Origin of the sequence: Pseudochrobactrum algeriensis, from assembly GCF_018436245.1 — a bacterium.
GTDB lineage: Bacteria > Pseudomonadota > Alphaproteobacteria > Rhizobiales > Rhizobiaceae > Pseudochrobactrum > Pseudochrobactrum saccharolyticum.
Genome location: NZ_CP075361.1, coordinates 2085940 through 2101136, shown reverse-complemented (window position 1 = coordinate 2101136; position 15197 = coordinate 2085940). Strand labels below are relative to the sequence as shown.

General features: G+C 51.1%; 12 protein-coding genes. 10 read left to right on the top strand and 2 right to left on the bottom strand.

What is annotated here, in order from left to right; all coding sequences use genetic code 11:
• The first annotated feature begins 36 nt into the window (after positions 1-36).
• The 4 genes from ilvC to KHQ09_RS11865 all read left to right on the top strand — a co-directional run bounded on the left by ilvC (position 37) and on the right by KHQ09_RS11865 (position 5173).
• On the top strand, positions 37-1056 hold the full coding sequence (gene ilvC / locus KHQ09_RS11880) for a ketol-acid reductoisomerase (protein WP_022711410.1): 1020 nt from the start codon (positions 37-39) through the stop codon (positions 1054-1056).
• 284 nt (positions 1057-1340) lie between these two features.
• Positions 1341-1847 (top strand): GNAT family N-acetyltransferase, encoded by a 507-nt coding sequence (locus KHQ09_RS11875; protein WP_213598416.1) that lies wholly within the window; start codon positions 1341-1343, stop codon positions 1845-1847.
• A gap of 206 nt (positions 1848-2053) precedes the next feature.
• The gene (locus KHQ09_RS11870; protein ID WP_121991425.1) at positions 2054-3274 is read left to right on the top strand and encodes an aminotransferase-like domain-containing protein; all 1221 of its coding nucleotides are present in this window, start codon (positions 2054-2056) and stop codon (positions 3272-3274) included.
• A 276-nt stretch (positions 3275-3550) separates the two neighbouring features.
• On the top strand, positions 3551-5173 hold the full coding sequence (locus KHQ09_RS11865; RefSeq protein WP_083647063.1) for an ABC transporter substrate-binding protein: 1623 nt from the start codon (positions 3551-3553) through the stop codon (positions 5171-5173).
• Positions 5174-5253: 80 nt separating this feature from the next.
• Here KHQ09_RS11865 and KHQ09_RS11860 read toward each other — a convergent pair whose 3' ends face one another.
• Entirely contained in the window at positions 5254-5682 is a 429-nt protein-coding gene (locus KHQ09_RS11860; protein WP_213598414.1) for a BA14K family protein, read from the bottom strand.
• Positions 5683-6016: 334 nt separating this feature from the next.
• Between KHQ09_RS11860 and KHQ09_RS11855 the strand changes: the two genes are divergently transcribed.
• From KHQ09_RS11855 to KHQ09_RS11835, 5 genes are all read left to right on the top strand, one after another.
• Complete coding sequence (locus KHQ09_RS11855) at positions 6017-7153, top strand: endonuclease/exonuclease/phosphatase family protein (protein WP_445482790.1); 1137 nt, start codon at positions 6017-6019, stop codon at positions 7151-7153.
• Positions 7154-7182: 29 nt separating this feature from the next.
• A complete protein-coding gene (locus KHQ09_RS11850; RefSeq protein ID WP_213598411.1) occupies positions 7183-7890 on the top strand; it encodes an NUDIX hydrolase in 708 nt (235 codons plus the stop codon).
• 162 nt (positions 7891-8052) lie between these two features.
• Complete coding sequence (locus KHQ09_RS11845) at positions 8053-9006, top strand: PhzF family phenazine biosynthesis protein (RefSeq protein WP_213598409.1); 954 nt, start codon at positions 8053-8055, stop codon at positions 9004-9006.
• 72 nt (positions 9007-9078) lie between these two features.
• The gene (locus KHQ09_RS11840; protein ID WP_213598407.1) at positions 9079-9897 is read left to right on the top strand and encodes a DeoR/GlpR family DNA-binding transcription regulator; all 819 of its coding nucleotides are present in this window, start codon (positions 9079-9081) and stop codon (positions 9895-9897) included.
• Between the two features lie 78 nt (positions 9898-9975).
• Positions 9976-12456, top strand: coding sequence for a GcvT family protein (locus tag KHQ09_RS11835; protein WP_213598405.1), 2481 nt, complete (start codon positions 9976-9978; stop codon positions 12454-12456).
• 37 nt (positions 12457-12493) lie between these two features.
• Here KHQ09_RS11835 and KHQ09_RS11830 read toward each other — a convergent pair whose 3' ends face one another.
• Entirely contained in the window at positions 12494-13357 is an 864-nt protein-coding gene (locus KHQ09_RS11830; RefSeq protein WP_213598403.1) for a MurR/RpiR family transcriptional regulator, read from the bottom strand.
• 117 nt (positions 13358-13474) lie between these two features.
• Between KHQ09_RS11830 and KHQ09_RS11825 the strand changes: the two genes are divergently transcribed.
• On the top strand, positions 13475-15100 hold the full coding sequence (locus KHQ09_RS11825; protein WP_213630840.1) for an ABC transporter substrate-binding protein: 1626 nt from the start codon (positions 13475-13477) through the stop codon (positions 15098-15100).
• Positions 15101-15197: the final 97 nt, after the last annotated feature.

The following is a 15197-nucleotide window of genomic DNA, read 5'->3' as shown; positions in this document are numbered from 1 at the left end:
GCACAGACTAATAGCATAGAAGGAAGGGAATATCCTATGCGCGTTTATTATGACAGTGATGCAGACGTAAATCTGATTAAAGGCAAAAATGTTGTTATCGTTGGTTACGGTAGCCAGGGTCGCGCCCATGCGCTGAACCTGAAGGATTCCGGTGCCAAACATGTCCGCATCGCGCTGCGCATGGATTCTGCCACTGTTAAAAAAGCTGAAGCTGACGGTTTTGAAGTTCTCAGCGTTGCAGATGCTGCGAAATGGGCAGACCTGATGATGATGGCAACCCCTGACGAATTGCAGGCTGACATCTATAAAGAACACATCCATGACAATCTGCGTGACGGCGCTGCCATTGCTTTTGCTCATGGTCTGAACGTTCATTTTGGTCTGATCGAAACCAAAAAGACTGTCGACGTTGTGATGATCGCGCCTAAAGGCCCGGGTCATACCGTGCGCGGCGAATACCAGAAGGGCGGTGGCGTACCTTGCCTGATCGCTATCCATCAGGATGCTTCCGGCAATGCCCATGATCTGGCTCTGTCTTACGCTTCGGGCGTTGGCGGCGGTCGTTCCGGCGTTATCGAAACCACATTCAAGGAAGAGTGCGAAACCGATCTGTTCGGCGAGCAGGCAGTTCTCTGCGGCGGTCTGGTTGAACTGATCCGCGCCGGATTTGAAACGCTGGTTGAAGGCGGTTACGCACCTGAAATGGCATATTTCGAGTGCTTGCACGAAGTGAAGCTGATCGTTGATCTGATCTATGAAGGCGGTATCGCCAACATGAACTACTCGATCTCAAACACTGCTGAGTGGGGCGAATATGTAACCGGTCCGCGCATCATCACTGCAGAAACCAAAGCTGAAATGAAGCGCGTTCTGCACGACATTCAGACCGGTAAATTCACATCCGACTGGATGCAGGAATACCGTGCCGGTGCTGCACGCTTCAAGGGTATCCGTCGTATGAACGACGATCACCAGATCGAAGAAGTTGGTGCCAAGCTGCGCGGCATGATGCCTTGGATCTCCAAGAACAAGCTGGTTGACAAGGCCCGCAACTAATTTGCTAAGAGGCATACTGGTTGTAAGAACTGCAACCAAACTGGCATTCTAAAATTATGAAGATCAGGCCCGCACAAAGATTTGTTTGTGCGGGCCTGATTATTTCTGGCAGTACTGCTAGAGCGTATCCTGAAAAGCGGGAACCGCCTTCGCGGGAAAATCAGTCCACTGGACTGATTTTTTAATCCCGCTACGATCGGATAAGATACGCGTAAAAATAAAAAGATAGAGCGGTTCTGCTGATTCAATATTAACAGGAACCGCTTTAGCGGGAGGACGGAAAAATGACAGGAATAACAATCCGGCAGCTGATGCCTGATGATTTTGCAATCATGCGCGAGATCAGGCTGGAAGCTCTGCAACTGCATCCGGAAGCCTATAGTTCGGCCTATGAGGACTGGGTGAAATTCTCTGAAGCTGACTGGCGTGCAAAGTTAAGCACACCGGTTTTTGCTGCTTTCGACGGCGGTAAAGCTGTCGGGCTAATTGGTTTGTGGCCTCAGGATGGCGCGCGGACATCCCATCGTGCGATTGTTGTGATGGTCTATGTGAAAAGCGAAATGCGTGGCCGGAATATTGGTCAGAAGCTGATGCAGGCTGTTGAGATCTATGCGCGTGATAATGGTTTCAGTCAGCTTGAACTCAGTGTACTTGCTGAAAACAAAACTGCTTTGCAGCTCTATATGCGCGAAGGTTATACGGAATTCGGACGCCGGCCGAACTGGATATCGTTGAATGGTGAAATGTATGACGAAGTGATGATGGTGCGATCGCTTGCTGAAAATGCATGATTATTAGTTTTGTACGGGTGGTTTTGTTCAAATGTAACGAATTCGTCTGCCAAATCGCAATAAAATGAATAAAGGTCAGTATTGCTGACATATTTTGCTTGTTTTGTTGTGAAATACGCATAAGGTGATAACCAAAGGCACACAGCTTTTAGTTAAGTTTTATGGTCTATTTCACGGCATCTCTTTTGACTTTATGAGGAACCCCCATGCTGGATTGGGAAAAAATATTCGCAACACGTTCATCGCGTATGAAAGCGTCGGAAATTCGTGAATTGTTGAAACTGCTTGAGCGTCCGGATATTATTTCTTTCGCGGGTGGTATTCCTGATCCGAAATTGTTTCCGGCTGAAGAGTTTAAAGAAGCTTATGCCGATATTTTCGCCACGGGCAAATCCGATGCCGCGCTGCAATATTCGGTAAGTGAAGGCTATAAGCCGCTGCGCGAATGGCTGCAGGGTGAAATGGCAAAAATCGGCGTGCCTTGCACTGCCGAAAATATCTTCATCACTTCCGGTTCGCAGCAGGCGCTGGATTATCTCGGCAAGCTGTTCCTGTCGCCGAATGATACGGCGCTGGTTGTGCGTCCGACCTATCTCGGTGCGCTGCAGGCTTTCAATGCCTATGAGCCGACCTATGATACATTGCAGCCAAACGGCAACCGCACTCCGGCTTCCTATGAAGAAGCTGCAGAGAAGGCTGGAGGTAAGGTAAAATTTGCCTATTTCTCGGCTGATTTCAGCAATCCGACCGGTGAAACCATTGATCGTGAAGGCCGTGAAAAGCTAATCGATCTGGGCGATGAAATGGATATCGCGCTGATCGAAGATGCTGCCTACCAGTATCTGCGTTTTGACGGCACGCCGATCCCGCCGGTTCTAGCGCTGGAAATTGAGCGCAAAGGCTCGATTGAAAATACCCGCACCATTTATTCCGGCAGCTTCTCCAAGACACTGGCACCGGGCTTGCGTGTTGGTTATGTCGTTGCCAATGCGACAGTCATCCGCAAACTGGTACTGATGAAACAGGCTGCTGATCTGCATTCCTCAACCATCAATCAGCTGGCTGTGCATCATGTTGCTGCCAATGGTTTTGATGCGCAGATTGCAAAAATCCGTTCTGTCTATTCGCACCGCCGCAATAAAATGCTGGAAGCGCTGGATAAATATATGCCGAAATCGGCCACATGGACAAAGCCTGAGGGCGGTATGTTCGTCTGGGTCAATCTTCCGGATTATATGAATGGTGCTGATCTCCTGGCCGCTGCGATTGAGACAGAGAAAGTGGCTTTTGTTCCGGGTAAAGCATTCCATGCGGATGGCACCGGTGCCAATACGCTGCGTCTCGCTTATTCCTGTGCCAATGACGAGATGATTGATGAGGGCATCAAGCGCCTTGGCAATCTGATCCGTGCCCATGAGAAAAATTGAGAATAAGCAATCTCATTGAATGAAAAAAAGCCGGAGCCCGTTGCTCCGGCTTTTTTATATCTTCACGGACAGAGTTTCAGCTGAAGTATATCACCGTTAAATGGATGTATTTAATTGCGATATGCTTTGGTGCTTAACCTGCTGAATTTACGGCTTTCTTTGCAAAAAGATGCTTGGCTTTGTCCGGCAATCCTGTAGCCTGACCTTGTTATAATTTTATAAATCTGAGTCCTTATACAGCGACAGGATTCAGGCGGAGAGATTGAGGGGAAACTCATGACTATAATTAAAAAATACACGCTGGCTCTGGCCTGTGCGTCGGTGCTTGGTCTGTCAGCGGTTGCTGCACAGGCGGCAACGCCGGCGGATACGCTGGTTGTGGCAATGGCCATTGATGATGTGATTTCTCTCGATCCGGCAGAAATTTTCGAGATCACCACGTCGGAAATTCTGACCAACACCTATGAGCGTCTGGTGACCACAGATCCGAAAGATCCGACCAAGATCATTCCGCAGATTGCGGAAAGCTGGGTGGTCTCGGAAGATGGCAAGACCATTACTTTCAAGGTTAAGCAGGGGCAGAAATTTGCTTCCGGCAATCCGCTGACGGCGCAGGATGTTGTTTATTCCCTGCACCGCGCGATCAAGCTTGATCTCAGCCCTGCATTCATCATCAGCCAGTTTGGTCTGAATAAAGACAATGTGGAAAAGCTGGTGACTGCGCCGGATGATTATACGGTCGTGTTCTCCACGGAAGAAACTTTCGCGCCGAGCTTCGTGCTCAATGGGCTGTCTTCCAGTGTGGCTTCTGTTGTCGACAGCAAGCTGGTTGAAGAACATGCGGTTAAAACCGAGAAAACAGAAGCCAAGCCGTTTGATACAGATTTCGGTTATGACTGGCTCAAGCGTAATTATGCCGGTTCCGGTGTTTACAGCCTGAAAGAGTGGCGCTCGAATGAAGTGATCCTGCTGGAGCGCAATGAGAATTACAGTGGCCCAAAACCGGCTGTAAAACGTGCTATTTATCGTCATGTGAAGGAAAGCGTGTCGCAGCGTCTGCTGTTGCAGGCCGGTGATATTGATGTCGCCCGTAACCTTGAGCCGGGTGATATTGCAGAATTTGCCAAGAACAGCGATTTCAATATTCTCAGTGCTCCGAAGGGGCGCACCTATTATCTGACTGCCAACCAGAATGTGCCTAACCTTGCCAAGCTGGAAGTGCGTCAGGCGATGAAATATCTCGTTGATTATGATGCGATTGAAAATACGCTGATTAAAGGTATCGGCCGCACACATCAGTCCTTCCTGCCGCTTGGCATGTTCGGCGCGATTGATGACAAGCCGTTCAAACTGGATGTTGATAAGGCGAAGCAGCTTCTGGCCGATGCCGGTCTGCAAGACGGTTTCAGTGTGACGCTCGATGTGCGGAATACACAGCCAGGCGTTGGTATTGCTGAAAGCATTCAGCAGACTTTTGCCAAAGCGGGCATCAAAGTTGAGCTGTTGCAGGGTGACGGCAAGCTGACGACAACAAAAGTGCGTGCGCGCAAACATCAGCTTTCGCTGGGTATCTGGGGTCCTGATTACTGGGATCCGCATACCAATGCATCGACCTTCTCCTATAATCCGGATAATGGCGATGAAGTGTCGATGAAAACGACAGCATGGCGCAGTTCATGGGACATTCCGGAAATGTCCAAGGAAACCATGGATGCGGCAAAAGAAACAGACACTGCAAAACGCGAGCAGATGTATCACAAAATCCAGAAGGATTTTCAGGAGACAAGCCCGTTCGTGATGCTTTATCAGCAGATTGAAACGGCTGTTGCTGCCAAAAATGTCAAGAACTTCAATATGGTGGCTGATGCCAACTATATTACCGAAGTCAGCAAAGACTAAGCTTCAGCGCCTGCTGTAAATCATTTATGCCCCTTCCGCGATCAATGGCTGAAGGGGCATAATTATTTGAGAAGTCAATTTCAGAACGGCGAATTGCAGGTGGTGCGGCTGCCGGCAAAAGGCTGATATGTATTATCGGACGCCCGATATGAGCGGTACTGATTGCTGCACCACTGCATATGATTGATATTATCGCCCGCATTGGCTGATTTTGCCGAGCCGATGCGTTTTGTAGCACCACGCTGTACCAGCGGATCGCCGTTTTTATAATGCAGCACGCCGTCTTCCGTATAATAGGCACCGCTTTCTTTGCAGAGTGTGGAGCCGTAACAGTTCCGGCTGGCAGGGTCTGCGCGGTTGCCGCCGGTAATGCCGCCGACAATCAGAAGGCCGGTCGGGTTCAGAGAGGGAATGCCGCCGCTGATCTGGTTGCCGCCTGAATAGGCCGATGCACCGGAGAGCAGGGCAATGCCCACTGTGAATGCGGTTTTCAGAATGAATCTGGACATAGGGATATCCGTTCGTGAATTTATATAGCTTAAGGCTAATATAGTATAAAAATGCTGCCAATTTAAGAGGCAGGCTTTCTGAAGAAAATCAGTTGCAGGCAATATCACTGATTGCAATTCAACATATGGTGTTTAGGTTGAGTTATCGCATGCTGCGGAAGAGCGGGCATCGGTTTTCCGATAACGGCATACGTAAACAGGAAATAGAGCGAGCGCTGTGATCCAATCCGGTCGTAAACTGCTCTGGAGCGCCGGTTTATCCTGTAAGCCTGATGTGAACGCAATGATGAGTAGCTTAATGTCTGAGACGGTTTCTGCGCAATCAACACCGGTTATGGATAATGTTCAGCCAGAAGGGCCGGTATTATTCACCTTAGCGACATTCAATATTGAAAACCTGATGCGCCGGTTTGATTTTACCGGTTATCGCAATGAGTTGCGGCAGGATCGCTCATTGCAGCTCTTTGCCATTGATAATGAAACACAATACCGTCAGCTCGAACAGGCGCGGATGGTGGCGCATACGGATGATACGCGGCAATTATCTGCTCTGTCGATTGCGCAGACACGGGCGGATATTCTCTGCCTGCAGGAGGTTGATGATCTCGCTGCGCTGAACGCTTTTGAATATGGCTATTTGTTCAAGATGGTGGGGCAGGGCTACAAACATAAATATCTGATCGACGGCAATGACAGCCGCGGTATTGATGTCAGCGTGATGATGCGTGACGTAACGCGCAGCGGCCACACGATTGAGCTGGTGAAGCTGGAGAGCAATGCGCATCTGACCTATCAGGATCTTGGTATTTATGATCCTGTACTGTCCTCCGTGGGGATTGAAGCCCATGAGCGGGTGTTTAAACGCGATTGTCTGATGCTGGATCTGCGCATCGGCGGCAAGCCGCTGACGGTCTTTGTTACGCATTTCAAATCCATGGGCGGTGTGCGCTATGGTCAGGATCCGAAGCTGACAACGCTGCCGGTACGGCTGGCCGAGGCACAGGCGGTTCGTATGATTATCGAGAAAAAATTTGGCCGTGACGGTGCTGCGGATGCTTCATGGGTGATCTGCGGTGATTTCAATGATTATTACGAGAAGCTCGCGATAAGCGGCGACCAGTGGGGCGGCTATGATTTTACGCCGGTTCAGGAGCCGGATAATTGCCTGAATGTGTTTCTGAATGACGGTTTTGCGGTCAATCTGGTAGAGCGGCGGCCGGAGCTCGATCGCTGGACATTGTATCACACACGTGGCCCGCAGGAGCGCCACCTGTGCCAGCTGGATTATATCTGGGCATCACCGGCTCTGGCGCAGCGCAATGCACAGGCTGTGCCGGAAATTATCCGCAATGGGCAGCCTTACCGCACCTTATTTCCTGAAGGGCAGGATGTGGCGCGTTTCCCGCGTATAGGCTGGGACAGACCAAAAGCAAGTGATCATTGTCCTGTTGCCGTCACACTTGAGCTTTAAGGACAGGCTCAGTCTAACGGAGCAGACGAATGCAAAGCAGAGATCAGAACAGGGTTTATCCTGTCCGTGACGTCAGGATACAGGTTGTTGACGGTGTTCCTGATTATGTTGTCCGGAATCAGAAGGCTATTGATGAAAACTGGCAGCAGGAAGTAGCAAGCAATCCGACACTCTATGACGGAGAAATTTATCTGGCGGCAGAGGCCGTTTTAGCAGACGGTATTTTGCGTGCGCCCTATCAGCGTACCAGTTTTCGCAGTCTGCTTTACTGGCGCAAAGACAAAAGTACGGACAAGCCGTTTCATATTTTCGGCAGCGGTGTCATCGTCTCCTCAGATAATCAGCTATTGCTCGGACAAATGGCCTCACACAACGCTGTCGGCGGCCGGATTTATTTTCCGGCGGGCTCCAATGACGATCAGGATATTGTTGACGGTGTGGTTGATCTTGACGGAAATGCCAGACGTGAAGTGCTGGAGGAAACCGGAATTGATCTGAACCATGCGGTGCGCACCGGCGGCTATAGTCTGGTTATGTGTGATCGCAGTCTGGCGCTGTTCCGTTGTTATTATTTCGACCGCACGGCGAATGAATTGCAGAGGCAGGCGGAGGAATTTATCGCAGCGCAAAGGCAACCGGAATTATCGCGGGTGCTGATGATCGGGCAGGGCGGCATATTGGATGAACGCAGTCCCGATTATATTCGTACTTTCACCGACTGGTATTTTGCGCAATAGTAACGGCATATGATGCGGGCGGCTGAGATTTGAATTGCATATTATGCACTTCATGAATCATTTGAATGTTTTAACCGGCAATGCAAATGTGTTGAATCAGATACGGTACTTTCGAAAGTTCCGGAGCGGGGCGGACATGGATCATCTTAAAGGGCAGGGAATATGAACGGCATGGCTGTACAGGGGCGTTTCTACGAGATCTATGATGTTTTCACAGAGAAAGCTCTAAACGGTAATCCGCTTGCTATTGTTCATGATTCTGAAGGGCTTGATGATGCCACGATGCTGGCCATTGCCCGCGAGTTCAATCTCTCGGAGACCGTGTTTGTTGCTCCCGCAGTCAATCCGCTGCACACAGCTTCGATACGGATTTTTACGCCGGATTATGAGTTGAATTTTGCCGGTCATCCGACTGTGGGTACGGCGGTTGCGCTGGCCTATAAAAATTGTAACGGGCAGAAACCTCAGACCGACCTGATTATGACACTTGAGGAAAAAGTCGGGCCGGTACGTGTTGCGGTTCATTGCGCAGGCTCCGGCGACACGGAAGGACCGTCGGCGGCTTTCGCCGAGTTTGACCTGCCACGCCTGCCTGAGCGCGTGAATATCACCGTAGAGAAAGAGCAGGCCGCCGCTGCCTTGCGCCTCAATACACATGAAATCGGCTTTGAAAATCACGTGCCTTCGGTGTGGAGCGGCGGTAAGCCGTTTGTGCTGGTGCCGGTGAAGAATATGATTGCCGCTGCCAAAGTTGTGGTCGATCCGGTTTTTGTGGAAGATCATATGCAGGCCTTCGAAGGTCGTGCGATACCTTTCTACATCTATACCCGCGAGACACGGCTTTTTGAGAGCAATTATCATGCGCGGATGTTCACATCCGGCAAGCATGTTTATGAAGATCCGGCCACCGGCTCTGCGGTTGCCGCCTTTGCCGGTGCTATCAACGAATTTGACCAGCCTGTAGACGGGCTTACGCAGCTATGGATCGAGCAGGGTATTCAGATGGGCAGACCATCGCGCATCCGGCTGGAGCTGGATGTGGCTGCGAAGAAGCTAACCGGTGCGCGTATCGGCGGCAGTGCGGTTAAGGTTGCCGAAGGCTATCTGAAGATTTAGATCATGTTGCATTGCGTGGCTGGTTCTTGCTAAAAGTCACAAGATGCAACATTTCTGTATCTGGAGTTGTCTATGACAGAAACCTCATCGCAATCTGATCCTCAAAACCTGTCAGGGCAACGGATTCTGGCATCGCAGCGTCATGATGAAATTCTGCGCAGGCTGAATGAAGATGGCGTGGCGGGGATCAGTGAGGTTGCTGCGTTTTTTGATGTCTCACGGGAGACAATCCGCCGTGACCTGAAACTGCTGGCACAGCGGGGATTGCTGGCGCTGGTTCATGGCGGGGCAACAAAAATCCAGCTTCATGAGCCGGCCTTCGGGTTGCGTAGTCAGGAAAATAGCGGAGGCAAAGCCGCGATAGGTCAAGCCGCCTGTGCTCTGATCCGTTCCGGCATGGTAGTTTTTCTGGACTCCGGCACAACGACTTTGGCTCTTGCACAGGCTTTAACACAACAGGATAAAGCACCGGAAAATCTGACAATCTGCACCACAAGTTTGCGAATTGCATTGCAGCTTTGCCATGTGCCGACCATACGCGTGCATATTTTAGGCGGTGAGATCAGCCCTGAGGAAGAGGCCAGCGGCGGTATTGATGTGCTGCAGGCGCTGGAGCATTTCCGGTTTGATCTGGCATTTCTTGGCACGGGCGGCATTACTGCCGAGGGCGAGATTACGGACTTTACCCGTAATGGTGCGGAATTGCGCTCACGGCTTGCCGTTGTTGCTGGTGAAGCATGGTTTCTGGCCAGTGCGGAGAAGTTCGGGCGCATGACGCCGCTTCGTGTTGCACATTATGAGCAAGCCGCAGGTATTATTACAGATCACAGACCGGAGCCGCAGTTTGTGGCAGCACTGGCTGAGAAGGGTCTCCGTTTACATATTTCATAAATGTGATTTTTTGTTGCATTTAATGTTGTTTTTTGTTGCTTTATTTTTATAGTGATCTCAACCGGAGGGAGTGAGGTCATGACAGAGCATAATGCAGATCATAAAGACAAAGCAGACAGCTTTCCGTCTCAAGCGCGGGTGGTGATTATTGGCGGGGGCATTATCGGCTGTTCCGTTGCCTATCATCTGACCAAGGCTGGATGGACAGATGTTGTGTTGCTGGAGCAGGGCAGTCTGAGTTGCGGCACAACATGGCATGCGGCAGGACTGGTGGGGCAGTTGCGCAGCCATGCCAATATGACCGGCCTGATCCGCTATTCCACACAGCTTTACAGCGAACTTGAGGCAGAGACCGGCTTAGCGACCGGATGGAAGAAATGCGGCTCCCTGTCTGTTGCCCGCAGCAAAGATCGCATGACTGTTTTGCAGCGCACCGCTGCCTCTGCCCGTGCGCAGGGTGTTAATGTCGAGGTGATTTCAGCCCGTGAGGCAGGCGATCTCTGGCCGGTTATGGCCACGGATGACTTACAGGGGGCTGTCTGGCTGCCGGATGACGGCAAGGCCAATCCCAGTGATCTGACACAATCTTTGGCGCGCGGCGCACGAATGCGCGGTGCCAGAATATTGGAACGGGTTCAGGTGACCGGTATTACCGTGAAAAATGGCCGTGCTTGCGGTGTTGAAACGGATCGCGGGAATATTACTGCAGAAATCGTGGTCAATTGCGCGGGGCAATGGGCGCGTAAAGTCGGACAGATGTGCGGCGTAACGGTTCCGCTGCATTCTGCCGAGCATATGTATATCGTCACCGGCAAGATTGAAGGCGTGCATCCGGATTTACCGGTTATGCGTGATCCGGACGGTTATATTTATTTCAAGGAAGAGGTTGGTGGTCTGGTCATGGGCGGTTTTGAGCCGCAGGCCAAACCATGGGGTATGCAGGGTATCCCCGATAAGTTTGAATTTGCTTTGCTGGAAGATGACTGGGATCAGTTTGAGCCGTTGATGGAAAACGCTCTGATCCGCGTGCCGCAACTGGCGGAAGCAGAAGTGAAGAAGTTTTATAACGGGCCGGAAAGCTTCACTCCCGATAATAATTTTATTCTCGGTGAGGCACCGGAACTGAAGAATTTCTTTGTCGGTGCGGGCTTTAACTCTATGGGTATTGCCAGTGCCGGCGGTGCAGGACGTGCGCTCGCGGAATGGATTATCAATGGTGCGCCGACGATGGATTTATGGCCGGTGGATATTCGTCGCTTTGCCGGTTTCAACAATAATCAGCGCTGGTTACATGACCGCGTTAAAGAAACACTTGGTCTGCATTATGCCATGCCCTGGCCGAACCGTGAGCTTGATACGGCACGGCCGTTCCGCCGGTCGCCGCTTTATCATCTTCTGGAGGCGAAGGGAGCTTGTTTCGGTTCGAAAATGGGTTGGGAACGCGCGAACTGGTTTGCGGATAAGGGGCAGAAGCCGGAGACGGTCTATAGTTTCGGGCGGCAGAACTGGCATGAGAATGTCGGGCGTGAAATGCAGGCTGTGCGCGAGCGTGTTGCTCTCTTTGATCAGAGTTCCTTCGCCAAGCTGCTGATACAGGGGCGTGATGCCTGTCGGGTTCTCAACCATCTCTGTGTCGCTGATATTGATGTGCCGGTGGGGTCGTCGGTTTATACGGGCATGCTCAATGAGCGCGGCGGTTATGAAACAGATCTGACTGTGCTGCGGCTTGGCGCTGAGAAGTTTCTGATTATTACCGGCTCCGCGCAGGCAGTGCATGATGCGGACTGGATTAACCGGCATATCAACGACGAAGATTATGTAACGGTCACCGATGTTTCCTCCGCCTATGCAGTGCTGGCACTGATGGGGCCGCAGTCGCGCAGCCTATTGCAAAAACTGAGCGATACGGATTTCAGCAATGCAGTATTTCCGTTTGGTCAGGTGCGTGAAATCGGCGTGGGTTATGCAACCGCTTTTGCCAACCGCATGACTTATGTGGGGGAGCTTGGCTGGGAGCTGATTGTGCCTGTTGAATTTGCTGTTGGTGTTTATGAAACGCTGCAGGAAGCGGGGCAGGAATTCGGCCTGCGTGATGCGGGATATTATGCGCTGGAAGCCCTGCGTCTTGAGAAAGGTTATCGTGCATGGAGCCGCGAACTGACGCCGGATATTAATCCCTATGAGGCCGGACTAGGATTTACCGTGGCGATGGATAAGGCCGGTGGTTTTATCGGGCGGGATGCGCTGGTGAAATTCAAGGCGGATAATATTCTGAAGCGGCGCATTGTGCAACTGACACTTGATGATGCAGATGCCGTTTTGTGGGGCGGGGAACTGATCCTGCGCAATGGCGTGCCTGCCGGAGAAATCCGCTCTGCCGCTCATGGTCATACATTGGGCTGTGCTGTTGCACTGGGGCTGGTCAGTCATGCGGAGAGCGCTAGTAAAGACTGGCTGGAGCAGGGGGATTTTGAGGTTGATGTTGCCGGTCAGCGCTATCGCGCGCAGATACATTTACGCAGCCCTTATGATCCGAAATCCGAACGGGTAAAGATCTGATTTTGATTCAATAATCTGCCGGATGATGTTGTTTTATTTATAAAAACAGATCTTCCGGCGGGCTTCCGATTGTGGAGGCGACAATGTCGGGGCGGCGTGCCGCGACCGCTGTCACGATGGCATCTGCCAGCGCAAAGATTGCTGCCGGAGAGTTCGGCAGCAAACGGTTTCGTGCCGGTGCGAAAAAGATCGTATCAGCAACCTGAACGAGCGGTGATGTCGGGCTGTCGGTGATTGCCAGAATCACTGCGCCTTTTTGCTTGGCAGCTTTGGAAAGCTGCACGGTATTGTTGGAATAACGCGGCATGGAAATAGCGATAACCACATCACCTTCATCCACCGAGCGCACAAAATTGTTGGAATATTGGGATGCGCCGCGCGACAGAATATTGGATACGTTTTTCTCCGTATAGAGAGCCAGTCCTTCTTCCAACAATGTCGCTGCATAATGGCTGGCGCCGGTACCAAGAATGATGATGCGTCTGGCATTAATAATGGCTTCAATAAATGCCTCCGATGAAGGCGTATCAATATTGGCAATCGTGTCTTTGATATTGTCGGAACAATCGGCCAGAACAGTATGCAAATAGGCACTTTGCTGGCCGGATTGGGCGTTTTCAGCGCTGTTTAATCTGTTTTCTGACGGTGAAAACTGAAAATCCGAGACAATTTTCTCACGAAACTCACCATAGCCGCTATAGCCTGCCGCACGCACGAAACGGGTGATTGTGGCGGTCGAGCTGCCACTGGCATGAGCCAGCCCTTCAATAGACATTGCAACGACATCCAGCGGTTTTGCCAGAACAAAATCGGCAATCCGGCGATAGGATTTGCTGAAAGAAGGATATGCCGCAGACATGCGGTTGGCAAAATCGGACTTGGGATTCAAAGTTTGCGACATGATGGTTTCCGGTGTTGACGGCATAAAATTTTCATATACTCTATTTTTGAAAATAACCATGTCAAATATAATGACAATCATATCAAAAATGACATTCGTTGGGGAACGGAGACTTTTATGTATAAAAAAATGCTCGTGGCGAGTCTGCTGGGAACAACTCTGCTGAGCTCTGCTTTGATGAGCGGTGCGGCATCGGCTGAAACACTGCGCATTGCGCTCGGATCAGAACCGACTGCAATTGATCCGCATTATCATGATCTGACACCGAATAATGCTTTGGCAGTCCATATATTTGACGGACTGACCCGTCAGGATGAAAAGCAGAATGTACATCCGTCTCTTGCAAGTTCATGGGAGAATGACGGCAAGAATACCTGGACATTCAAACTGCGGGAAGGCGTGACTTTCTCTGATGGTTCACCTTTTACTGCCGATGATGTGATCTTTACTTTCTGCCGCACGCTGAAAAACGAAACAGCGATTGCCGGTTCCTTTGCGGACATTACCGCGAATTTTGAGTCTGTTGAAGTACCTGATGCGCAGACACTGGTGATTAAGACCAAAGCGCCTGAGCCGCTGCTTCCGTCCTTTATCGGTACTGTGGGTATTCTGAGCTCGTCAATCGTCAAACACGACAAGATCAGTTTCGCACCGGAGCAGAATTGCGGTGTGACCGGTGCATGGCCGGTGGTCGGTGATTTCAATGATGGCAAACTTGCAATCGGCACCGGCCCTTACAAGCTGAAAAGCTATGTGCGCGGTTCTGCTATCGAGCTGGAACGCAACGATAAATATTGGGGCGAGGCCGAGCCATGGGAAGCTGTACGCTTCCTGCCGGTTCCGAATGCCGGTCCGCGTCTCGCCGGTCTTCTCGCCGGTGACTATGATATTATTGAAAATCCCGCTGCCCGCGATCTGTCCCGCATCAAGGATGACAAGCGTTTCGGTTATACGATCACACCTTCAACACGTGTGATTTATTACCAGCTTGATGTGGCGCGTGATGAAAGCCCTTATGTCAAAGCTGCTGACGGCAAAAACCCGCTGAAAGATGTGCGTGTCCGTCAGGCTATGTCGCTGGCGATTGACCGTAATGCTATTGTTTCCCGTCTGATGGACGGTGCGGCGGAACCTGCCTATCAGTTCCTGCCTACGGGCATGTTCGGTACGCTGCCAAACCCGCCGGAACTGCGTTATGATCCTGCGGAAGCCAAGAAACTGCTGGCTGAAGCCGGATATCCGGACGGTTTCCAGCTGACACTTTCCACCACCAATGACCGCTATATTAATGACAGCCAGATCACGCAGGCTGTGGCACAATATCTGACGCAGATCGGCATTAAATCGGATGTGGATGCGATGACCCGCGCCATTTATTTCCCGCGCCGTTCCAAGAAAGAGCTGAGTGTGGCAATCGGCGGCTGGGGTTCCACCAGTGGTGAGGCTTCATCCTTCCTGCGCCAGTGGCCTGCAAAGCCGAATGAAGAAGGCACTTTGGGCGGCTCCAATTATGGCGGCTATTCCAACCCTGCTTTTGACAAGCTGATCTATGAAGCTGTTGCAACAATGGACAATGACAAGCGTTCGGAACTGCTTCAGCAGGCGCAGACCGAAGTGATGAAAGACTATGCTTTCATTCCGCTGCATTTCGAAAGCGGTATCTGGGCGCATAAGGCCAATGTCACTTATACCGGTCGTTCAGACCAGTTCACGATGGCTATGTCTGCCAAGCCGGCCAAGTAACTGAAGGCTAAGCCAGAGCGGTTTACATTCCGGCTGGAATATTGAGACCGCTCCGGATTCTTTCGTGGCCGCATGGCGCAGTTAAATCAGCTCATTT

Coding starts and splice junctions, on each gene's coding strand:
- KHQ09_RS11850 (WP_213598411.1), top strand. CDS start 7,183: ATGCAAAGCAGAGATCAGAACAGGGTTTATCCTGTCCGTGACGTCAGG.
- KHQ09_RS11875 (WP_213598416.1), top strand. CDS start 1,341: ATGACAGGAATAACAATCCGGCAGCTGATGCCTGATGATTTTGCAATC.
- KHQ09_RS11830 (WP_213598403.1), bottom strand. CDS start 13,357: ATGTCGCAAACTTTGAATCCCAAGTCCGATTTTGCCAACCGCATGTCT.
- KHQ09_RS11870 (WP_121991425.1), top strand. CDS start 2,054: ATGCTGGATTGGGAAAAAATATTCGCAACACGTTCATCGCGTATGAAA.
- KHQ09_RS11860 (WP_213598414.1), bottom strand. CDS start 5,682: ATGTCCAGATTCATTCTGAAAACCGCATTCACAGTGGGCATTGCCCTG.
- KHQ09_RS11855 (WP_445482790.1), top strand. CDS start 6,017: ATGGATAATGTTCAGCCAGAAGGGCCGGTATTATTCACCTTAGCGACA.
- KHQ09_RS11835 (WP_213598405.1), top strand. CDS start 9,976: ATGACAGAGCATAATGCAGATCATAAAGACAAAGCAGACAGCTTTCCG.
- KHQ09_RS11845 (WP_213598409.1), top strand. CDS start 8,053: ATGAACGGCATGGCTGTACAGGGGCGTTTCTACGAGATCTATGATGTT.
- KHQ09_RS11865 (WP_083647063.1), top strand. CDS start 3,551: ATGACTATAATTAAAAAATACACGCTGGCTCTGGCCTGTGCGTCGGTG.
- KHQ09_RS11825 (WP_213630840.1), top strand. CDS start 13,475: ATGTATAAAAAAATGCTCGTGGCGAGTCTGCTGGGAACAACTCTGCTG.
- ilvC (WP_022711410.1), top strand. CDS start 37: ATGCGCGTTTATTATGACAGTGATGCAGACGTAAATCTGATTAAAGGC.
- KHQ09_RS11840 (WP_213598407.1), top strand. CDS start 9,079: ATGACAGAAACCTCATCGCAATCTGATCCTCAAAACCTGTCAGGGCAA.